25 protein-coding genes are annotated in these 21,565 nt (G+C 33.2%); 7 read left to right on the top strand and 18 right to left on the bottom strand.

Features of this window, described 5'->3' with window-relative positions:
* Positions 1-6: 6 nt before the first annotated feature.
* The gene (locus ACFS3A_RS22555) at positions 7-2,238 is read left to right on the top strand and encodes a glycoside hydrolase family 3 N-terminal domain-containing protein (RefSeq protein WP_379827835.1); all 2,232 of its coding nucleotides are present in this window, start codon (positions 7-9) and stop codon (positions 2,236-2,238) included.
* A gap of 62 nt (positions 2,239-2,300) precedes the next feature.
* On the opposite strand, the gene ACFS3A_RS22550 is transcribed toward ACFS3A_RS22555, so the two are convergent.
* Together ACFS3A_RS22550 and ACFS3A_RS22545 are read right to left on the bottom strand one after the other, a co-directional pair.
* Complete coding sequence (locus tag ACFS3A_RS22550; RefSeq protein ID WP_379827834.1) at positions 2,301-4,322, bottom strand: hypothetical protein; 2,022 nt, start codon at positions 4,320-4,322, stop codon at positions 2,301-2,303.
* 160 nt (positions 4,323-4,482) lie between these two features.
* Positions 4,483-4,740, bottom strand: coding sequence for a hypothetical protein (locus ACFS3A_RS22545; protein WP_379827833.1), 258 nt, complete (start codon positions 4,738-4,740; stop codon positions 4,483-4,485).
* A gap of 288 nt (positions 4,741-5,028) precedes the next feature.
* On the opposite strand from ACFS3A_RS22545, the gene ACFS3A_RS22540 reads away from it, so the two are divergent.
* Positions 5,029-5,784, top strand: coding sequence for an NUDIX hydrolase (locus ACFS3A_RS22540; RefSeq protein ID WP_379827832.1), 756 nt, complete (start codon positions 5,029-5,031; stop codon positions 5,782-5,784).
* A gap of 29 nt (positions 5,785-5,813) precedes the next feature.
* On the top strand, positions 5,814-6,134 hold the full coding sequence (locus tag ACFS3A_RS22535; RefSeq protein ID WP_379827831.1) for an MmcQ/YjbR family DNA-binding protein: 321 nt from the start codon (positions 5,814-5,816) through the stop codon (positions 6,132-6,134).
* Between the two features lie 53 nt (positions 6,135-6,187).
* Here the strand turns inward: ACFS3A_RS22535 and ACFS3A_RS22530 are convergent, their stop codons facing one another.
* The 13 genes from ACFS3A_RS22530 to ahcY form a co-directional block, all read right to left on the bottom strand.
* Positions 6,188-6,796 (bottom strand): alpha-ketoglutarate-dependent dioxygenase AlkB family protein, encoded by a 609-nt coding sequence (locus tag ACFS3A_RS22530; protein ID WP_379827830.1) that lies wholly within the window; start codon positions 6,794-6,796, stop codon positions 6,188-6,190.
* Positions 6,783-7,028, bottom strand: a complete 246-nt coding sequence (locus tag ACFS3A_RS22525; protein ID WP_379827829.1) for an Ada metal-binding domain-containing protein — start codon at positions 7,026-7,028, stop codon at positions 6,783-6,785. The genes ACFS3A_RS22530 and ACFS3A_RS22525 overlap by 14 nt, the downstream gene beginning before the upstream one ends.
* 104 nt (positions 7,029-7,132) lie before the next feature.
* A complete protein-coding gene (locus tag ACFS3A_RS22520; protein WP_379827828.1) occupies positions 7,133-7,846 on the bottom strand; it encodes a 2OG-Fe(II) oxygenase in 714 nt (237 codons plus the stop codon).
* Between the two features lie 169 nt (positions 7,847-8,015).
* Positions 8,016-8,864, bottom strand: a complete 849-nt coding sequence (locus ACFS3A_RS22515) for a bifunctional helix-turn-helix domain-containing protein/methylated-DNA--[protein]-cysteine S-methyltransferase (RefSeq protein ID WP_379827827.1) — start codon at positions 8,862-8,864, stop codon at positions 8,016-8,018.
* A 138-nt stretch (positions 8,865-9,002) separates the two neighbouring features.
* Positions 9,003-9,464: a GNAT family N-acetyltransferase gene (locus ACFS3A_RS22510; protein WP_379827826.1), complete on the bottom strand. Its 462-nt coding sequence runs from the start codon at positions 9,462-9,464 to the stop codon at positions 9,003-9,005.
* 25 nt (positions 9,465-9,489) lie between these two features.
* The gene (locus tag ACFS3A_RS22505; RefSeq protein WP_379827825.1) at positions 9,490-10,449 is read right to left on the bottom strand and encodes a Fic family protein; all 960 of its coding nucleotides are present in this window, start codon (positions 10,447-10,449) and stop codon (positions 9,490-9,492) included.
* A 41-nt stretch (positions 10,450-10,490) separates the two neighbouring features.
* Positions 10,491-10,823: a DMT family transporter gene (locus tag ACFS3A_RS22500; protein ID WP_379827824.1), complete on the bottom strand. Its 333-nt coding sequence runs from the start codon at positions 10,821-10,823 to the stop codon at positions 10,491-10,493.
* Positions 10,824-10,870: 47 nt separating this feature from the next.
* Entirely contained in the window at positions 10,871-11,950 is a 1,080-nt protein-coding gene (locus ACFS3A_RS22495; protein WP_379827823.1) for a hypothetical protein, read from the bottom strand.
* Between the two features lie 10 nt (positions 11,951-11,960).
* Positions 11,961-12,245, bottom strand: a complete 285-nt coding sequence (locus tag ACFS3A_RS22490) for a hypothetical protein (protein ID WP_379827822.1) — start codon at positions 12,243-12,245, stop codon at positions 11,961-11,963.
* Positions 12,246-12,277: 32 nt separating this feature from the next.
* Positions 12,278-12,616, bottom strand: coding sequence for a hypothetical protein (locus ACFS3A_RS22485; RefSeq protein ID WP_379827821.1), 339 nt, complete (start codon positions 12,614-12,616; stop codon positions 12,278-12,280).
* Between the two features lie 66 nt (positions 12,617-12,682).
* Positions 12,683-13,141: a hypothetical protein gene (locus ACFS3A_RS22480; RefSeq protein WP_379827820.1), complete on the bottom strand. Its 459-nt coding sequence runs from the start codon at positions 13,139-13,141 to the stop codon at positions 12,683-12,685.
* Between the two features lie 310 nt (positions 13,142-13,451).
* A complete protein-coding gene (locus ACFS3A_RS22475; RefSeq protein WP_379827819.1) occupies positions 13,452-14,087 on the bottom strand; it encodes a hypothetical protein in 636 nt (211 codons plus the stop codon).
* Between the two features lie 152 nt (positions 14,088-14,239).
* A complete protein-coding gene (gene ahcY / locus ACFS3A_RS22470) occupies positions 14,240-15,556 on the bottom strand; it encodes an adenosylhomocysteinase (RefSeq protein WP_091493592.1) in 1,317 nt (438 codons plus the stop codon).
* Positions 15,557-15,898: 342 nt separating this feature from the next.
* On the opposite strand from ahcY, the gene ACFS3A_RS22465 reads away from it, so the two are divergent.
* On the top strand, positions 15,899-16,549 hold the full coding sequence (locus ACFS3A_RS22465; RefSeq protein WP_379827818.1) for a 4'-phosphopantetheinyl transferase family protein: 651 nt from the start codon (positions 15,899-15,901) through the stop codon (positions 16,547-16,549).
* 100 nt (positions 16,550-16,649) lie between these two features.
* Here ACFS3A_RS22465 and ACFS3A_RS22460 read toward each other — a convergent pair whose 3' ends face one another.
* The 3 genes from ACFS3A_RS22460 to ACFS3A_RS22450 form a co-directional block, all read right to left on the bottom strand.
* Positions 16,650-17,048, bottom strand: coding sequence for a group III truncated hemoglobin (locus ACFS3A_RS22460; RefSeq protein WP_379827817.1), 399 nt, complete (start codon positions 17,046-17,048; stop codon positions 16,650-16,652).
* Entirely contained in the window at positions 17,045-17,332 is a 288-nt protein-coding gene (locus ACFS3A_RS22455) for a hypothetical protein (RefSeq protein ID WP_179003138.1), read from the bottom strand. Before ACFS3A_RS22455 ends, ACFS3A_RS22460 begins: the two co-directional genes overlap by 4 nt.
* A gap of 81 nt (positions 17,333-17,413) precedes the next feature.
* Entirely contained in the window at positions 17,414-18,010 is a 597-nt protein-coding gene (locus ACFS3A_RS22450) for a Crp/Fnr family transcriptional regulator (RefSeq protein ID WP_379827816.1), read from the bottom strand.
* A gap of 94 nt (positions 18,011-18,104) precedes the next feature.
* On the opposite strand from ACFS3A_RS22450, the gene ACFS3A_RS22445 reads away from it, so the two are divergent.
* From ACFS3A_RS22445 to ACFS3A_RS22435, 3 genes are read left to right on the top strand one after another with little or no spacing between them, the layout of a single operon-like run.
* Positions 18,105-18,833 carry a geranylgeranylglyceryl/heptaprenylglyceryl phosphate synthase gene (locus tag ACFS3A_RS22445; protein WP_379827815.1) on the top strand — a complete coding sequence of 243 codons (729 nt, stop codon included), beginning with the start codon at positions 18,105-18,107 and terminating at the stop codon, positions 18,831-18,833.
* A 31-nt stretch (positions 18,834-18,864) separates the two neighbouring features.
* Positions 18,865-19,488 carry a nicotinamide riboside transporter PnuC gene (pnuC, locus tag ACFS3A_RS22440; protein ID WP_379827814.1) on the top strand — a complete coding sequence of 208 codons (624 nt, stop codon included), beginning with the start codon at positions 18,865-18,867 and terminating at the stop codon, positions 19,486-19,488.
* Positions 19,449-21,563: a DUF4301 family protein gene (locus ACFS3A_RS22435; protein WP_379827813.1), complete on the top strand. Its 2,115-nt coding sequence runs from the start codon at positions 19,449-19,451 to the stop codon at positions 21,561-21,563. The genes pnuC and ACFS3A_RS22435 overlap by 40 nt, the downstream gene beginning before the upstream one ends.
* The last annotated feature ends 2 nt before the right edge of the window (positions 21,564-21,565 follow it).

The raw sequence follows: 21,565 nt of genomic DNA, 5'->3' as shown, positions 1-21,565 counted from the left end.
AAACTTATGAAAAAAGTAACCACAATCACGTTGTTCATGTTTTCGCTTTTTGCGTCGGCACAACAGCAGTCAATAGATCAGAAAGTAAATGATCTGTTGAAGAAAATGACAATTGAAGAAAAAATAGGTCAGTTAAATCAATACACTGGTGACAATCAGGCCACAGGACCAATTACAATTAATCCGAACAAACAAAACGAGATTAAACAAGGTTTAATTGGTTCGATGCTAAATGTTATTGGAACAAAATATACCAGAGGATATCAGGAATTGGCAATGCAGTCAAGATTAAAAATTCCGTTGTTGTTTGGTCAGGATGTTATTCATGGTTACAAAACCACTTTTCCGATTCCGTTAGCAGAAGCGGCAAGCTGGGATTTAGCAGCAATTGAATTAGGAGCAAGAGTGGCAGCAACAGAAGCTTCGGCAAGCGGGATTCACTGGACATTTGCACCAATGGTTGATATTGGTCGTGATCCTCGCTGGGGACGCGTAATGGAAGGAGCAGGAGAAGATACTTATCTGGGGTCTAAAATCGCTTACGCAAGAGTAAAAGGTTTTCAGGGAGCAAAATTAGGTGATTTAAACTCCGTTATGGCATGCGTAAAACACTTTGCAGCTTATGGTGCAGGAGTTGGCGGAAGAGATTACAATTCTGTAGATATGAGCGAAAGAATGCTTTTAGAAACCTATTTACCTCCATTCAAAGCGGCTTTAGATGCGGGTGCGGCAACATTTATGAATTCATTCAATGATATCAACGGAATTCCGGCAACCGGAAATGCACATTTACAAAGAGATATCTTAAAAGGAAAATGGAACTTTCAGGGATTCGTAGTTTCTGACTGGGGATCAATTGGAGAAATGGTGGCTCACGGTTACTCGAAAGATCTTAAAGAAGCAGCTTATTCTGCCATTACAGCAGGAAGCGATATGGATATGGAAAGTAATGCATACCGTAAGAATTTAGCAGAATTAGTAAAAGAAGGCAGAGTTTCTATTGATTTGGTTGATGATGCCGTAAGACGTATTCTTCGCAAGAAATTCGAATTGGGATTATTTGATGATCCGTACAAATATTCAGATCCAAAGAGAGAAGAGAAAGCTTTGGTAAATCCGGAGCACAGAAAAGCAGCTCTTGAAATGGCAGAGAAAAGTATTGTTTTGTTAAAGAATGAAAAACAAACGTTACCACTTTCAAAAAATACCAAAACAATTGCTTTTATCGGGCCAATGGTAAAAGAATATAAAGCTAATATGGGATTTTGGGCTGTAGAATTACCAGAAGTTAATTATGATAAATGGGTGGTTTCTCAATGGGACGGTTTGCAGAATAAAGTGGGTAAAAACACCAAGTTATTGTACGCAAAAGGATGTGACGTAACGGGTGACAATAAAGATGGTTTTGCAGAAGCGGTTGAAACTGCGAAACAAGCAGATGTTGTAATTTTAAGTGTTGGTGAAAGACACGATATGAGCGGTGAAGCAAAAAGCCGAAGCGATCTTCACTTACCAGGTGTTCAGGAAGAGTTGATAAAAGCAATTCAGGCAACAGGAAAACCAGTTGTGGTTTTAATTAATGCCGGAAGACCACTAGTTTTTAATTGGACAGCAGACAATGTTCCTGCAATTGTGTACACTTGGTGGTTAGGAACAGAAGCAGGAAATGCAATTGCGAATGTTCTTTTTGGAGATTACAATCCGTCAGGGAAATTACCAATGACTTTCCCAAGAGAAGTAGGGCAGGTGCCAATTTACTACAATCACTTTAGCACAGGAAGACCGGCAAAAGATGAAAATTCAACCAACTATGTTTCGGCTTATATTGATTTGAAAAACTCTCCTAAATTTCCATTCGGATACGGGTTGAGTTATACCACTTTTGATTATTCGGGATTGAAATTATCTTCAACAAAAATAAAAAGCAATGAAACGATTAAAGTTTCTTTCCAATTGAAAAACAGCGGAAAAGTGGCTGGAGAAGAAGTAGTTCAGTTGTATTTGAAAGATAAATTCGGATCTGTAGTAAGACCAGTTTTAGAATTGAAAGATTTCCAAAAAGTAAAATTAAATGCCGGAGAATCTAAAACAATCGAATTTACAATTGACAAAGAAAAACTATCATTCTACAATAATAAACTAGAATGGGGAACAGAACCGGGAGATTTTGAAGTAATGATTGGAGCTTCGTCAGCAGATATTAAACTAAGATCAGATTTTGAATTGCTTGCGAATTAATAAATTTAATTTTTAGGCATAAAAAAAATGGAGCCGTTAAAAGCTCCATTTTTTTATTAGAATTATTTAAGACGTTTCTTAAAGTTGAATTTCAAACGATTCAATAAGCCTTGCTCAATAATATCAATTCCAAGCCCGAAATTACTATCGGCGATAGTATGATGATCATTTCTAAACTTTTCAAAATCTGTTGAAGGAATTTCTAAATTGACCAAAGGTTTGAAATCAACAATTATAGAAGCTCCGTTTTTGGTTACTTTTTTACGGCTTGTAAAATCAAAATACGGATTATTTATGGTACTTTCCTGAATTGTAAATTTCTCTTCAGTATCTATTCTTTGATCAGTCTGAAGATTGATTTCGTATTTTTCATTATCGAAATTATGCCAGAACGGAATGTCTTTATGCATAAAATCTCTAGCATTATTCTTCACCATATTTCGGTCAAAGTACATTAAGAATCGGTTGTTTTGATTGTCAACAAAATACGGATTATCAATAGAAGCAGTGTATTGAATGGTGAATTCGTTTAACTTTTTGTCATCACTTACAATTTCAATTACGGCATTATTAAAAATTGTTCTGATATCAGTTCCTTCACGGTCTCCGGAATAATTCAAAGTATAAAACAAGAAATTATTCCAACTGTCTATAATCTCCCTTTTGTTTGTGTTTTTAAAATACTTACGCATATAATTGGCACGATTCCCTTTATAAGTGGTTATAAGTTTTAGATCACCTTTCTGATTTTTAGCAGTAAGGTCTACCTTTTCATTAATTCCATAATAAGAAAATTTATGCGGTTTTCTAACTTCCAGTTGTTTATTTGGTTTTACTTCCAGATAATGTAAAAAGTAAATAAAACCACGATTTTCAATCAATCCAAATTCATCTCTGGTTGTAGCATCTATAAAATACGTCTCACCTTTATGATTGATTTTTACAATCACATGATTAAAAGTCAGCAAAGAAGGCAGGTAATGTGTGATATAATGATCCGAATTAAAATTGACTAAAACGACAGAAGCATCAACATTGATGTAATCTAAAACTACTTTCAACAGAACAGATTTTGCTTTGCAGTCTCCTTGTTTATTTTCATAAGTTATGGCTGGTTCCTGAGGTTTGTGACCATTCATTTCATCAGCATTATACACATAGTAAATATGATTTTGTACATAATCTATGGCAAACTGCAGTTGCTCATTTTTGTCTGTAATGGCATCCAGTTTCTCAACCAGTTTCGGAGCAAATTCTTTTAAAGAAGATTTGCTGTAGATTTCTTCATACAAAGGCGAAATGTAATTAGACAAATCAGTCCAGTTGCGGTCTGTTGCAAAATCGATATATGGAGCAATTTCTCTATTAGCATCAAAAGAATTAATGTAATTTTCCTTTTCGATTACAAAACGTTCTCCTTTTTTCAGGTAATTAATTTCTGGTTTCAAAACATCTCCATTATCATCTCTAAAGAATGTTTTCTTATACGCAATAGTTTCTTTTCGGTCATTAATAAAACTAAATTTATAATTTCCGTAAGCCCAATAGGTATTTGGAGTGACATAAACGTATTTTAAAAACTCTTTTCTAAGAAAATCACGATCAGTAAAAACTTTTACTCTTGAATCTTCGGTAATTAAAACATCATAAAGGCGTAAATCTTTAATGGTGATATTCACTTTTTTGCTGCTACTCAAAACGCCGCCTTCACTTTGATTTTCATTGTCAAGGACTTTAATTTTGGTATCCGCAATTTTATCAATCAGAACCCCTTCTCTAAGCACACTAATTCGGTGTATAATATAGGTTTCATTTTCCTCCACAATTACATCTCTGGCAGAAGCACTTTCCAGATTTCCCGGTTCGTTGAGTGTGTAAGCAACACAAGCGTATTCACTATTTTCAGTGTCGCTTGTATAGTAAATTTTATCCAGGAAGTAACAGAAATCGCGCCCTTCTTCGACTTGTTTGTTTGAGAAATCAGATTCTTGTATGTATTCGATCAGTTGATTATCATCTATTATTGAGGCCCAGTGTTCCGGTTTTTGAATTTTATAATTTTCTGATTCTATGATGTTTTCCATATCTAATAATTTTACAGGAGTATATTCTTACTTTTAAAACAGCTAAAATAAGTAATAATGCCTGATTTTGCTCAATAAAAATGTGAAATTTATGACAATAAAAAAACCTCGCCGGAAAGGAGCGAGGTTAGCATTATAAATTATAGAAATGTGTAAATGGTTATTTTAAAACGGTATTTATAAAATCCATTGCGCCTATTCCTTTATACGAAGCAAACAATGCTTTTTCATAAGCTTCTTGTTTTGCTTTTTTATTTTTGGCATCTTTTTCAACAATCATCTCGTTGAAAATTCTCTCTTGTTCAGCGCTATATTTTAAAGAAGCCTCTAAAAGATAGGTTTTAGAAACAAATCCAAATGAAGTCCAGATTTTGGTTCTAATCTTTTGGTTGATGTTTTTTAATGGATTACTAATCATAACTTCTACATTTTTACTTTCTACACTCACTTTGAAGAAAAATGGGACAGCTTGTATTATTTTTCTTTGTTTTTGATTGAAATTCGAAGATTTAAATCATTAATGTGTTATTCTGACGCAATGTAATTATTTTTTTTAAATTTGACTTTAAATTTTAGTTAAAATTGTGATTTATACACTTCTGAATTTTGTTAAAAGAGGCAAGTCTATTTTTAAAAAGCCAATCGGATTTGTAAAAATGAAGTAAATTGCAGGGTATTTAAAGAAAGAATTTATACAAACATTTGAATGTTAAAAGACATTATAGACAATAACGAAAACTATCAGCCAGGACTTTCTATTGACTGTGTAATTTTTGGTTTTCATGATAATCAGCTGAAAGTTTTATTGATCAAGGTAGAAAGAGCGAATAAATGGTCTTTACCCGGCGGATTTATTCCTGTGGATCAGGATATTGATACTGCCGCCATTACGGTGTTAAATGGTAGAACCGGAGTAGAAGGGATTTTTCTGAGACAATTTGCAACCTTTGGAAAAGTAAAACGAAACGAACAGCATTTTGATAAAAAAACACTGGAATATCTTCAGATTGAAGAAGCAAAAGGGAAATGGCTCATGCGCCGTTTTGTAACAATAGGATATTATGCGTTAGTAGATTTTTCAAAAATTCTCCCGAATCCGGCTAACAGACATGAAATCGTAGAATGGATTGATCATAAAGAAGTTCCCGAACTGATTTTAGATCATCGTGAAATTCTGGATAAAGCACTGGATACTTTGAGAGTAGAATTAAATTTAATGCCGATTGGATATAACTTATTGCCGGAAAAATTTACAATTCCGGAACTTCAAAAATTGTATGAAACTATTTTGGATAAAAAATTAGATCGAAGAAATTTTTTAAGAAAAATAACCAACATTGGAATTCTGACTAAACTGGACGAAAAGAAAAGTAACGTAGCACATAAAGCACCGTATTTGTACTCTTTTGATAAAGAAAAATACGATGAGGTTTTAAAAAATGGATTGAATCAGGGTTGGTAAATTAAGGTTTAACTTTAAAATTTACAATTATGGTTAGTATTGAGAATTTTAGAAAAACGGCTTTGTCATTTCCAAATGCAACCGAAGAACCCCATTTCGAGAAAACCTCATTTCGTGTCAATAAAAAAATATTTGCCACTTTTGATGAAAAAAATAACCATGCAGTCCTGAAGCTAAACGAAATAGATCAGTCTGTTTTCTGCGCTTCAGGCGAAATGATTTTTTATCCAATTCCAAATAAGTGGGGAAAACAAGGCTGGACAATTGTAGAATTGGCCAGAGTAAGACCAGAAATGTTTGAAGATGCTTTGAAACTTTCTTTTAAGAACGTTGCTCCAAAGAAGAAATAGCTTTAAACAGACCTAACAGGTTTTTAAAACCTGTTAGGTCTCTAAGTAAATTTCTACTCTACAATAGTTCTAAAAGTCAAATTTACTCTCGGTTTTGCTGTAGTTTTAGTAGGAGGCAATCGATGGAGCCAGTAAGTCTGTGTTTCATCTTTCATGACTAATAAACTGCCGTGTTCTAAAATTAGAGAAACTTTTTCTTTGGATTCTTTATGTTTAAAAGCAAATTTACGTTCGGCACCAAAACTCAAAGAACCGATGGCTCCATTTTTCTTTAAATCCTTTTCGCCATCGCTGTGCCAGGCCATTCCTTCTTCGCCGGAATGATATAAATTTAGAAGGCAAGAGTTGAATGTTTCCCCTGTTTTTTCTTCAATAATCGCTTTGAGTTTTAATAATTCCGGAGTCCATGGCAATGCTTTTTTTGTGGTATTGGAATAGGTATATTCAAATTCTTTTTCACCATACCAAGCCACTTTTCGTTTGGTTAAGATTAATTTTCCAAAGATAATCGCTTCGTCATTTTTCCACTCTATTGTTTCCAATAAAGTATCACGATAGAAATCGGCTTCTTCTCTCGAAAACAATTTTCCGTAGTAATTTACAGTTCCGTCTTGCGGAAGCAAGTTGGTGTTTTCGTCTGTATGAGGATTAAATAAGTCCATTTTTCCATTTTTGATATTCGGATTTCATGCAATGTCCGCAAGGTCTGAAACCGTTTTGTTTCGCTTCATTTTCAGAGGAAAAGAAAACACGATTCTCTCGTTTCATTCTTTTTCCGGAAGAACATTTCAGTGTTCCGTAGATTTTTAATTTTGGGTTGCCACCGAAACAAATTTCGCCTTTTTTAATTTTATTTCGAAGATCTGAATCTGAAATTTTGTTGTGTTGAATCATATTGGTTTTGTATTAATTTTTTTCGCCACGAATTCACGAATTATTTTTAAAATCTATGCGCATAGAATTAGTTTAATTCGTGAATTCGTGGCGGAAAAAAATATTCACGAAAGAGCATCATGAAAAATAATTCCTAATGTAAAACGTTCGCCTGAATGCACTTCGCTTACGCCGTGTTTCATATTCACGCGATAATAGCCTTTTGTCCCTTTTACAGGTCTGAAATTGGTTGTAAAAACTAAAATATCTCCTTTTTTAGGTTTTAAAACAATAGCTTTAGATTGTGCTCTTGGAGTTTGCTGTGTCAAAACAAATTCGCCACCCGTAAAATCTTCGTCAGGTTCTGAAAGGAAAAGTACGATTTGAATAGGAAAAAACACATCGCCATACAAATCCTGATGTAAAGTATTGAAACCACTTTTGCCATATTTTAAAATCAAAATCGTTGCTTTCAGTTGATTGTTATCGTGGCATTGTTTCAATAATTCTTGATGTTCATTTGGGAAAGAAGTATTGATATTTAACGCTTTCATCCAGGCATTGGCAATTGGAGCCAATTTTGGATAAATTGAAGTTCGTATGTTTTGAATTAAATCGGGTAGCGGATAATTGAAGTATTTGTATTCGCCTAAACCAAATCTGTAGCGTTCCATTATGACTGTTTTTCGATATAGCATTGGATTATCGTAATCGAATTTTAGGTCTTCGCATTGTTCGTTATTGAGAATATTTGGAATTATGGCGAATCCATTTTCGTGCATAGATTCGGTGATACTTTCCCAATTTTGAGAAGCAATTTTGGATTGTATATTTTGCATAATATTTTTTTAGAGGAATAAAAAAAATGATAAATAATTCATACCGTTAATCTGTAGAGACGCACCGCAGTGCGTCTAACGTCTTGTATTTATACAAAGGATTTCTTTGTCGACAATCTTTGCGTAGACGCACTGCGGTGCGTCTCTACAGATGTGACTTGTGTATAAATTATAATTGATGATTCGTTTGCGCGCCTTCCCAGCCAATTATGGCTGTTTTTCGGGTATTTCCCCACATGTAACCGCCAAAAACACCTGACGACTGGATTACGCGATGACAAGGAATAAGGAATGCAACGGGATTGCTTCCAATTGCAGTTCCTACCGCTCTGGATGCGTTTGGTTTTTCAATTTGCTGTGCAATTGTTCCGTAAGTCGAAAGTTGTCCCATTGGGATTTTTAGTAAAGTTTCCCAGACTTTCAATTGAAAATCGGTTCCTTTTAGGTGAAGTTTTATTTCAGACAATTTGCTCCAATCGTTCTGGAAAATGAATAAGGCATTTTGTTGTGCCAAATCCAATTTTCGGGTAAAAGACGCATTGGGGAATTTTTCTTTTAGAGCAGAAAATCCGTTTGTTTCATCTTCGGCGAAAGCCATAAAACAAACCCCTTTTTGAGTAGAGGCAACAATAATATTCCCAAAAGGGCTTTCTGCAAAACTGTAATTTATAGCTAGGTTTTTCCCGCCGTTTTTATATTCGGCTGGTGTCATTCCTTCTATATTGACGAATAAATCGTGAAGTCGGCTTGTGCCCGAAAGTCCGGTTTCGTATGCCGTTTCAGAAATAGTAGCCTGATTGTCTTTGAGTAGTTTTTTAGCGTGTTCCAGACTTGTATATTGCAAAAACTTTTTCGGACTTGTTCCTGCCCAATCGCTAAAAAGTCTCTGAAAGTGAAACGGACTCAAATGCACTTTTTCAGCCACTTCGTCAAGATTAGGCTGATCTTTAAAGTTCGCTTTGATATAATCGATGGCTTCAGCAATACGATTATAATTAATGGTTTCCTGTGTGTTCATCTTCATTCAATTTATAAGACAAAGATCGATTGGTTTTTGCTGGGATAAAATCTGAAACTTGCGGAAGTTTTTTTGTTTTGTTTCAGGTTTCAGGTTACAACAACCTGAAACCTGAAACTTGAAACTTGAAACAAAAATTTAGAACTCTTTTTCCATTTTATAATTAATCAATTCTGCGCCTAAACGTACATTTTTCTGTTCTACCTTAACAACAAATCCTTTCTTTTCAAAAAAAGGTTTTGCAGTAATGCTGATATCCGAAGTTATAATTTTTGAATGCTGATTTTTGGCTTCTACTTCTAATGCTTTCAAAAGTTTATCTGCAATTCCTTGTCGTTGAAAATCTTTATGAATGTAAAAGAAATCAATGTAATTTCCATCTTTTAAAGTTCCGTAACCAGCAATTTTGTTTTCAATTATTGCTAGTAAAACATATTGTTTTTCAATTACTTCAATCCAGCGTTCTTTATTATATACGCCATAAATCCAAGCTTCAATTTGTTCTGGATTGTAATCGTTTTTGCAGACCGATTTTATTGTTTCGATATACAATTGCTGCATTTCGTTAAGATCTGAAATTGTGGCTTTTTTGAAAATCATTTTAATAATTTAAGATGAAAGAAAACTAAGATTCAACTAAAGTGTATTTTGCAGTGCTTTGATGTCCGGTAATATTAAACAGATTCAATACTAATCCTTTTTTTAAATCTCTACTAGCTGTAGCTGCAGAAATATCCTTAAAAACATGCATATAATCTTTTCGTGTAAATTCTTTAATCTTTAGAGAGCAAAAATATTCTAAACGATCAATATCTTTTATTATTCGGTTTTCGTAATTAAGCAGGTTCTCTAAAGATTTATTGATGACATCGAGCATATATTCAATAAAGTGAGTTGATTTTCCTTCGTTGTCACTCATAGCAAGTGATTTGTAATAACGTTCTTGTGTTTTACTTATTAATGTTTCAAAAGGTAAAAATTCAAAAACAGGATATTCTTCCATTAATATTATAGTTTGCCACAATCTTCCCATTCTGCCGTTTCCGTCCAGAAAAGGATGTATAAATTCCATTTCGTAATGAAAAACACAACTTTTGATTAAAGTCAATTCATCTTTATTCTTTAAATATTCAAATAAATCATTCATTAAAAATGGAACATTCTCATAAGGAGGAGCAATGTGTGCAACTTCTGATCCTTTTACAATTCCAACTCCCTGTCTGCGATATTTACCAGCATCAGAAATGAGATCTTTCATTAACAATTGATGAGCAGTTAAAAAATTCTTAGAAGAAGTTGATTTGTAATTTCCTAAATCTTCATAAACTCTAATGGCATTGAGAACTTCTAATATGTCTTTTTGAGGACCAATTACGCGTTTGTTTTCAATCAGAGCGGTTATCTGTTCTTCTGTTAAAGTATTTCCCTCAATTTGTAATGAAGAATGAATAGTTTTAATTCTGTTCTGTTTTCTGAGCTGGGGTGAATGTTTATCAAGATATACTGCATTTATTGCCCCAATCTTTTCAGATATAGAACTGATCAGTTTTAATATGATTGGTGTAATGTCATAAGGAGGTTTCATGATAGTATCATTTGATACTATCAAAAATACTGTTTTTTGATTTAATGCGCCGTAGTTTTAGAAAAAACATTAATCACAACAACACCTAAAATAATCATGCTCAATCCAATTATAGCAGGTAAATCGGGAATTTCTTTGAAGAAAATAGCGCCGATTATTGTGATTAAAACAATTCCAACTCCGGACCAAATGGCATATGCGAATCCAACTGGAATGGTTCTGATGGCAAAACTTAAACAATAAAAAGCACCGCAATAACCAATAATCGTAATGATACTCGGAAGCAGTTTGGTAAATTCTTCAGACTTTTTTAATGCTGAGGTAGCAATGATTTCGAATACAATGGCAATAAATAGAAATAAGAAATTTTTCATGGTTTACTCTTTTTTTACAAAGTTAACTTTTATTGAAAAGAGAAAATTTATTTAAGATTATCTTTTGCATTCGAAACGCTAATCAGTTTATAGCCGTTTTCAGTTCGTAAAAACTCGAAACGATCCTGTTTAAATTCGGTTTTGTTTTTTGGATTTACAATGATGCTTTTAACGGGATAAAGCCATTCTTTTGATTCCCTGCAATTGTTGAAATAAACATCATACTCTTCCGTTTCAAAAATAAACTGATTCAATCCGTCTGTTGAAACAAAATAATCTGTCTTTGGATTTTTGAGTTCGTCAAGTTTTAATTTTAGATAAGTATAGTTTTGATCTATAAATTTAGTTTTAGGTAAATTTATCCAGCCGTTTGGCTCTTTCCAATACGTAATTTTATCAAAAGAATGTTTTTCTAAGCCAGTTTGTGATAAATCTTTAAGCAGTGTATTTTGCAGCCAATATTTAAATTCTTTGTCAAAGTTTATAAAAGAATAATACTGTCCGTCAACTCCAAGAAAGCTATCTCTGATTGGATCTTTACTCGGTTCTTTTGATTTTTCAAGAGAATAAAAATTCAAATCGTAGTTGTTAGTGAAATTTTCAATTAGAACTTTGTTGTTGGTATCAATTAGAAATTCTTTGCCACCAGTCCAGAAAAAATGCTCTCCGTCTTGTTTTTTTTCCGCGTCTTTCAGGGCTATAATCATTCCGTTTCTGGCTTTAGTCAAATTGCTATAAATTGCTGGAATAACTATTTTTCCATAACCGTTAAACATTCCCATTTTATCAGTTTTGTGATCTGTAAATCTTATAAAACCTTCATTTTCACAATCTGGTCCGTTGTCAAAAACGTATAAGCTGTCACGGCCGACTATTTTTCCAGATTTGGTTAAATAGTAGCTTTCCCATTTTTGCCCTTTTTCTTCGGTAACAGTAATAATATTTTCGAATTTATGAGCGATAGTCATTCCCATAAACTTGGGTTCGATTTTAATAACGCCATTTTTATCTTTAAATCCGATATGAGTGGTGTCTTGATCCCAAAAGGAAACCCAGGTATCTTTATTTTGTGAAAATACGGAGAAATTAAGGCAGAAAAACAGGCAAAGGATTAAAGTCTTTTTCATGAGAATTTATTTATCGGAGATGAGCTTCTGATTCATTGTTTTTTGCTTCTTCAAAACAATCGGAGCATAGCGTTTTAAAATCGGCTTTGGTCTGAAAAATGTCTGTCCATTCTTCGCCATTATCCAAAAGATATTGTTCACATTCTCCACACCAGGCAATTTGGGGTAAATCATCCTCAGCTTCAGAATAGAAAAAACCGACTTGCTCTTTTGAATCTATCGCCATTGCGATATGAATGCAGGAAAAAGACATTTCTTTTAAACCGTGTACTTCACATGAAACTTTTTCAATCATTTTGTTATGTTTCTTATTTATAAAAGACAATTCTACATTACTTCAATTAACTTAAAACGCAGCGTATTATTGTCGAATTCGGTATGTAAAGTTAATTCGGTTTCTTTGTTGTCGACAGTAAATAATTTTGCTTCTATTCCAAATCCTTCAAGCGAATCATATTTAAAGATACTAAAATTAGTTTCAAGGATTTTTAATTTTGGAATATCTTCGGTTTCAAAATAGTCGAATAATTCTTCTTTAATTTCTTCAAAAACAGCGGAGTTGATCCCAAAATTGCTTTTTAAATTTTCGAAATTCATGGAATTGATGTTTTCTACCAATTCTGCGTTTAATTGGAATGCTGTTTGGAAGATTGTCTTGTTAGTCATTTACAAAGTTTGGTATTGCAAGTAAATCCGACCAATTATTAAAATCTGTCGGGTTGAAATTATTTACTATTCTGTTCTTCTAAATTTTGCATCTTCAACTGCAAGTTCTAAATCGGCTACTTTTTTTGAACTTATTTCTTCTTCAGCTTTTGCCTTTTTTAGTTCTTCTTCAATTTTAGTGATAAGCTCTTTCTGTTTTTCAACATTTTTTTCGTGATCCGGATCATTGGTGTTATTTTCGAGAGTTTTTAATGTTGCTTTTTTTTCTCTTAAATCAAGTTCAATTTTCCAGGATTTTTCTGCAAGTTTTACAAGCTTTCTTTCCTCTTTTTCTAATTTGGCCTGCATTTTTTCTTTATAATTTCTTGAAAGAGGTTTCACCGTTTCCAGTTTAGGAGTATTAGGTCGGGACATTGGCATTCCGGTACTTGGATCACGAATTGGTAATTGCATACTATAATCGTATTGCGCATGAACAAAAATGGGAAATAATAAGAGTATTAAAACAATCAATCTGATTTTCATAATTTGGTTTTTGGTCCTCAAAAATATATTTATATTTTAAAAAAGAGACAAAAAATCTGATTAATTTGAGGTGCTTAAAATTCGTAAGCGTGAGGGATAGGAGCTGGCTACCGAAGTAGCGCGGATAGCCCGACAGCAACCCGATAAAAAGGGCGCATAAGCATAAAGTGATTTTGCCCTTTTTATTGGGTTGGTGGCACGCCCTAAATGATTTTAGATTTCTGATTTTAGATTGATTAGAAGTATTTAAAAAAACCGACAGATTTTAAAAACCTGTCGGGTTTGAATATGTATTTAGATAATCTATTGTCTATTTAAAATTATAAGGATAGTTTATTTCTTTTAAATCAGATTCGAGTAACTGCCAGTCTTCAATTTCATTAACAATCGAAAGAATCATTTCTTTGGTAAGAGTTTTTCCTTCGTAAATTTTTGTAACAGTTTCTAAAGGAATTCCGGTTTCTTTATACGATTCTTCAAAATATTCACTTGCCCAATCAATGTAGGTTTGTGGATTACCATCAAAAATTTCCAGCATTTCTTCGGAATTATCATTATTATCTTTGATGTTTCCTGTTTGCCACTCATTCTTTTCATTAAGCCATAAACAGAATGTTGTTCCATATGATTTAACAGGTTCACCAAATATGAATTCGTTGTAAATTTCAGGAAGGTTTTTTGTGATTTCTTTTTTATCATTGTTTTGATACTCATGAGCAAAGCCACTTATTACACATTTATCAGCTAGAAATAAAATGTTCAATAAGTCACCTGAGCCATTTCGCATTTCGCAAAATTCTTCTCCTTCTCCCCATTTAGAGTTGTAAGAGTAATATCGATATTCCCACTCCTGACAAATAATAGCATCTAATACAGATATCGCTTTGCAAATGTTTTGAAAGACATTTTTATTTGGTAGTAAACTAAAGTCTTTAGTTGAAATCATAATTATTTAATTTTAAAAAAATAGCTAAATATAGAGAATATTCTTTCAGAAAAAATATTTGGAAAACAAAACCCGACAAGCTTTTAAAACTTGTCGGGTTTGAATATGGAATTAAAGAAATCTAAAATCAGAAATCTTCAATCTAAAATTTACTAGTATCTGTAGTATTCTGGTTTGAATGGACCTTGAACTTCAACACCAATGTAAGCAGCCTGATCTTCTCTTAAAACTTCAAGTTCAACGCCTAATTTAGCTAAGTGTAAAGCAGCAACTTTTTCATCTAAATGTTTTGGTAACATGTAAACTTCGTTTTTGTAAGCTGCGCTGTTGTTCCATAATTCGATTTGTGCCAAAGTCTGGTTTGTAAATGAGTTACTCATTACAAAACTTGGGTGACCTGTAGCACAACCAAGGTTTACTAAACGACCTTCAGCCAAGATGATGATATCTTTTCCGTTGATGTTGTATTTGTCAACCTGAGGTTTGATTTCGATTTTAGATGCACCGTGGTTTTTGTTTAACCAAGCCATGTCGATTTCGTTATCGAAGTGACCAATGTTACAAACAACAGTTTTGTCTTTCATTTGTTCGAAGTGCTCTCCAAGAACGATATCTTTGTTTCCTGTAGTGGTAATGATGATGTCAGCATTAGCAATTACAGTGTTTAATTTTTTAACTTCATAACCGTCCATTGCAGCTTGTAAAGCACAAATTGGATCGATTTCAGTAACAGTTACGATAGAACCAGCACCTCTGAAAGAAGCTGCAGTTCCTTTTCCAACGTCACCGTATCCGCAAACTACCACTCTTTTTCCAGCTAACATTAAGTCAGTTGCACGACGTACAGCATCTACAGCAGATTCTTTACATCCGTATTTGTTATCAAATTTAGATTTAGTAACAGAGTCATTAATGTTGATTGCAGGCATTGGAAGAGTTCCAGCTTTTACTCTTTCGTAAAGTCTGTGAACACCAGTTGTAGTTTCTTCAGAAAGACCTTTAATTCCAGGAACTAATTCCGGGTAACGATCAATAACCATGTTAGTTAAATCTCCACCGTCATCTAAGATCATGTTCAATGGTTTTCTGTCTTCACCAAAGAATAAAGTTTGCTCAATACACCAGTCAAATGATTCTTCGTCAAGACCTTTCCAAGCGTAAACTGAAATTCCTGCAGCAGCAATAGCAGCAGCAGCCTGATCCTGAGTAGAGAAAATGTTACAAGAAGACCAGGTAACCTCTGCACCAAGAGCAATTAAAGTCTCGATTAAAACTGCAGTTTGAATAGTCATGTGCAAACATCCGGCAATACGAGCACCTTTTAATGGTTGTTCGTCTTTGTACTCAGCACGAAGCGCCATTAAACCTGGCATTTCAGCTTCAGCTAGTTCAATTTCTTTTCTTCCCCAAGCAGCCAGAGAAATGTCTTTTACTTTGTAAGCCACATAAGGCGTAGTCGTTGTACTCATTTATAGTTTAAATATTATATTTGTATAATTACTTCGTCCGTTCGCCTTTCAGGCTCAGGTGTAAAATTTTTGCAAATTTAAGGAATAGCTTTTTATTTTTACTAATTTCTCTAAGATTTGTGAAATCTTTAATTTCTTAATCTCTAGAATGTTAGTTTGTAAATATTGATTAAACCATATAAGTAATGCAAGTTCATTTAAAAAAGATTCTGAAACTATTACCTTTGTAGTGAATTGCTTATATTTACTAATACATTTTTTGAACCAACAGTTATATTTTCTTATATCAGTTATCTGGTTTAAATTAACCACTCACGATTTATAATTTACAATTAAAAAGTAATGCCTTTATTTCAGACCATACAATTTAACGAAACGACTAAAATCTTAATTTGGGAAATCACAGAATCCTTTGATGAACTGTATAGTCAGGTTACATTAAAAGAAAAGACACAGCGCAGACTGGACGGAATGAAATCGCAGATGCATCAGCGTGCTTTTTTGAGTGTGAGAATGTTAATTCAGGAAATGGGTTTTACAGATAAAGACCTGCATTATGACGAATTTGGCAAGCCTTATTTCGATTGTCATAATCATATATCAATTACGCATTCTTATCATTTTGCGGCGATTATTATCAGCCATGAAAAGGTTGGAATCGATATGGAATTGCAGCGTGAAAAGATTCAGAAAATTGCTGATAAATTTACTGATTATGAATGTGATTATTTACAGCCAAAAATTACTGAAGAGTATATAAAAAAACTTACCGTTATCTGGGGAGCCAAAGAGGCAATCTTTAAAATCAGAAATGAAAAAGGTATAAGTTTTAAAGATCATATAAGGGTCACAGATTTTTCTTTAGATAAAACCCAAACGCAGGCAAGTCTTCATTTTGATGATTTGATTAAGGATTTTGATGTACATTATCAGGAAATCAAATCGGATAATTTTGAGGGGATTTTTACTTTGGTTTATGCTTTTGAGAAATAAAATTTTAATATAAAAATTCCAAATTCCAAATTCCAAATTTGAAAATTTACCATTCTGAGGAAAGAGGAATCTTTGCAAAGTAAATCGTAAGCCTTTAAAATTAAACTTCACTTTCTTTTTGTCTGTGCTGAAACATGCTCATGTACAGAAATGTGCTCATTTTGCGGGCACGTCTTTTTAAGGTTTCTACATTTTCGCCTTCAAAGTGTTCGTCTAAAGTCTGAGCCCAGTGATTGAGCCAGATTCCGAATTCATTTGCTGTGATTTTTTCGTCAAAATGAGCGTCGACTTCATTATGAACCGCATGCGGATTCCCTTTGTATTTACGAACGGCAAATAAATTGGTTTCCCAAAAATCCGTTAGTTTTTCCAGATGTAAATCCCAATCCGTAATCATTTCATTAAAATAAAAGCCGATTTCTTTATCGGCTCTTATTTTAGAATAGAACTGATTTACTAAGAATGAAATATCTTCTCTGCTTTCTATTTGCTTTTTCACAATACAAAACAATTTAAAAGTATAAATAAGATACTTATGAAGGTGCTTAGCGCAATAAGGTTGAAGACCACTTTGTGTTTCATTTGTGCTAAAATTGAAGTGTTTGCGAAAACGCAGGCTAAAACAATAATGCCTAATTGAATCATTTGAGGAATTGAAGTTCCGTTTGCTAAAACGTACATTGCTGCAGCGCCTCCTAAACAGCTTTGGCCAATAACAGCCATTGCAGCAGAACCCATATAATTTCTATTGAAAATGTCGAATGTTGTTTGATATAGTGTCATGATATTCAGATTTTTATATGACAAAGATACGCCCACATTACAACTGTATTTTATGATTAAAATCATAAAACAGGAACTTTTTTATCTGTATACTTTTCGGTTAATGATCTTTAATTCGCCTTTTTTTTCCAAAGATTTAATAGTTCTGATTACAGTTTCTACTCTTAAACCGGTCAAATCTCCAATTTGCTGTCTGGTAAAATTAATCAGATAACCATTTTTATCTTTTTGGAAATTGAAATAAGCAATTCCGTGATCAATTAATTTTAAAACACGATGTTCCGGTTCGTGTGTAGAAATCTCGGCCGCCATAACCGATTTGTAATATAAACGTTGTGCAAGATTTTCTATTATTTTAATGCTTACTGTTGGGTTTTCTTCCAGTAATTTCATAAAATCATCTTTAGGAAGAATAAGAATCTGAGTATTCTCAACCGCGATGGCATTTGCGGGATATTTTTGGTTTAAAAACAATGGAGGTTCTCCAAAAGACTGTCCTTTATAAAAAATACCCTGGATAAATTCCCGTCCGTCATCATTGTAATTGCTCATTTTGACTTCACCGGAAATGATTTGATAATAGTTTAAGGGCAGATTTCCTTCTTCGAAAATAATATCGTTTTTATCAAAAGATTTTTTTATGACACCATATTTCTCTAATAATTCAACTGTAATCATAATGTATCATTTAAGTTATCAAAAGATATCAGGCAAATATAATTCATTCAAAATAGTTCTTCTGCGTTAAAAAACTTTTACTTTTACACCCACGATGCAAGAAGAAATAATTACAATTCGTCAGCAGATTTTAGAAGCTAAAAATAACGGACAAAAGTTACTCGCAGTACTTTTGGATCCGGATAAAATTATGCTCGAAACTTTGGGGCATTTAATTGAAAAGATCAATCAGTCACCGGCTACACATATTTTTGTTGGCGGAAGTATTGTTCAAAACAATATTTTAGGAGAATTGATTTCGGCATTAAAACAAAAAACAAATTTACCGGTTATTTTGTTTCCTGGCGATCCTTCACAGATTTCACCACAAGCCGATGCTATCTTGTTTTTGTCCTTGTTATCCGGAAGAAATCCTGATTATTTAATAGAATATCAGGTTCAGGCCGCACCAATACTTAAAAAGACCAATCTTGAAGTTATCTCTACAGGCTATATTTTGATTGAAAGTGGCAATGAAACTGCCGTTGCACGTGTAAGTAAAACAAAACCTTTGAGTCGTGAAAATCTTGATTTAGTTCTGGCTACGGCACAGGCGGGGGAAATGTTAGGTAATCAATTAATTTATTTAGAAGCGGGAAGTGGTGCAAAGCAGCCTGTTCCGTTAGAAATGATCGAACTCATTTCGCAAAATATAGAAATTCCTGTAATTGTTGGCGGTGGAATTGTAGATTTACAGGGAATTCAAAAAGCGTATAATGCCGGTGCAGATTTGGTTGTAATTGGTACAGCTTTTGAAAATAACAGTCATTTTTTTGATTTATAAATAAAAACTAAACGCCTTTAAATACCACAAGATGATCGATTTTTTTCTGGATAGTTATAAAAATGCTCCTTTATGGCACATTGCTTTGGAGTTTTTAGTATTTGTTTTTGGAATTTTAAGTGTCTGGTTTGCAAAAAAAGAAAACATTTGGGTATATCCAACTGGTTTGATTGCCACAGTAATTTCGGTTTACCTGCTGTATGTTGCAGGTTATATTGGAGACATGATTATCAATGCGTATTTTTCGATTATGAGCATTTACGGTTGGTATGTTTGGGCAAAAGGAGGAACTGTTGAAGATAACCTGCCGATTACTCGTACAACTTTTAATGAAAAAATAATTGGAATCTTACTGTTTATTGTAACTGTTTTTGTAGTTTTCGGGATTTATAACTATTTTGATTACGAAATTCATCCGGACAATTATGTCGATATGATTTCGTCAGGGATATTTTTCGCAGGAATGTGGTATATGGCCAGAAAGAAAATAGAAAACTGGACACTTTGGATTATTGGTGATATTATTGTTGTGCCTCTCTACGCTTATCGTGGTTTAGGGATGCTGTCACTTCAGTATATAATTTTTACAATTTTGGCTATTTCAGCTTATTTAGAATGGAGAAAGATCTTAGACAGCAAAAAACAGCTATCATAAAAATTGCTTTGTTTGGACCTGAAAGTACGGGAAAAACCACATTGGCAAAACAACTTGCAGATTACTATAAAACCGAATGGGTTCCTGAGTTTGCACGTGATTATTTACAAGAAAAATGGGAAGAAAATAAGCATATCTGTGTAGCAGACGATATGATGCCTATTGCTTACGGGCAAACTGCATTAGAAAACAAAAAATTAGAAACAGCAAATAAATACTTGTTTTGCGATACCAATCTGATGGTAACCAAAGTTTTCTCTGAAATGTATTATGGTTTTTGCGATCCGCTTTTAGATGAAGCAGCAAAAAAGCATGAATATGATTTGTTTTTTCTAACAGATATTGATGTTCCTTGGGAAAAAGATGATATTCGGGATACTCCGGAGGGAAGAGAAACTGTATTTTCTGTTTTTAAACAAACTTTAATTGATACCAAAAAACCTTTTATAACGCTTTCAGGGAATAAAGAATGCCGATTAAAGAAAGCAGTTTCAATTATAAATGATTTGGCTCTGGCGAAAGAAAATGATTTTTCTTCGGAAGATTTTGTGCAGATATATAATCAGGGAATTTCGTTTGATACTATTTTAAAGCAATTAAAAAATTTCAAAAAAGGAATTTCAAAAAGCAATCTAATCAGACCTGCAACCATTAATGATGGGATTTTAAATTTATCCCAAAATGAATTTCAGGAAAAAGCTTTGTTTTTTGATGCTCAGAAAGAGCAGTTCAAGATCAAGAAGTTTGTTCCTGCCTCTGGTGCGGCTACGAGAATGTATAAGTTTTTGACGGCATTTTTAAATGATTTTGACATCACAAAAGAAACAATAAACGCTTATATCAACAGAAAAAATGATAAAGAACTTGCCATTTTTATTGTAGGGATGGAGAAGTTTCCTTTTTTTGAAACAGTAGATAAAAAACTAAGAGAAATTTATCCAGATTTTGAGAGTTTAGAAAGAGATCATAAAAACTATTATTTTATAAAATTGCTACTTTCTCCGGATTATTTTAATTCGGCAAACAAACCAAAAGCGGTTTTACCATTTCATTTATATAAAACACATATTGCCAATCCAATTGAGGAACATTTGAATGAGTGTGTACATTATGCCTCTTCAAAAAATGTATCTCATTTACATTTTACAGTGTCTGAAATACATCAGGATTTGTTTGAAAAAGCAGTTCTGGAGGTTAAAGATAAGATTGAAAAACCTGCAGGAATTGATATTAATATTGGTTATTCCTATCAAAATAAAAGTACAGATTCGATTACTATTGATGCAAACAATAAACTGGTAAAAGATAAAAACGGGAATTTAATTTTCAGACCCGGCGGACACGGTGCCTTAATCGAAAACCTGAATGATCTTGATGCAGATGTTATTTTTATTAAAAATATTGACAATGTTATTCAAAATCATATTGATGAAATTACATTGTATAAAAAAGGTTTGGCAGGAGTTTTAATTGATATACAGCAAAAGGTTTTTCAGTATTTGAAGTTAATTGATAAAGAAGAAGTCAAAGAAGATAATATCATAGAAATTGTCAATTTTTTGCAGCAAAGGTTTAATGTTGAAATGACAATTGACTTTAGTAAGTTTACTTTCGATAACAAAATTAATAAGCTAAGAGAGCTTTTGTACAGACCAATTCGTGTTTGCGGAATGGTTAAAAATGAAGGGGAACCAGGTGGAGGTCCTTTTTGGGTTCTTAATAAGAAAGGTGTAAAGTCACTTCAGATTGTAGAAACTTCGCAAGTTGATTTGGAAGATAAAAGACAGGAGAAAATTTTGGCGGAGGCGACTCACTTTAATCCTGTTGATTTAGTTTGCGGAACAAAAGATTATAAAAACGGGAAATTTGATTTATTACAATATGTAGATCAGGAAACAGGTTTTATTGTTGAAAAAAGTGTGGATGGTAAACCTGTTAAAAATTATGAATTACCTGGGCTTTGGAACGGATCAATGGCAAACTGGTTAACTGTATTTGTTGCTGTTCCTCTGATTACTTTTAATCCGGTAAAAACGGTAAATGACTTATTGAAAGCGGCTCATCAGCCACAATAAAA

This window comes from Flavobacterium notoginsengisoli (assembly GCF_042686225.1).
GTDB classification, from domain to species: Bacteria; Bacteroidota; Bacteroidia; order Flavobacteriales; family Flavobacteriaceae; genus Flavobacterium; species Flavobacterium notoginsengisoli.
Note: the sequence above shows the minus strand (reverse complement) of the source record. Positions and strands in the feature narration are given on the sequence as shown.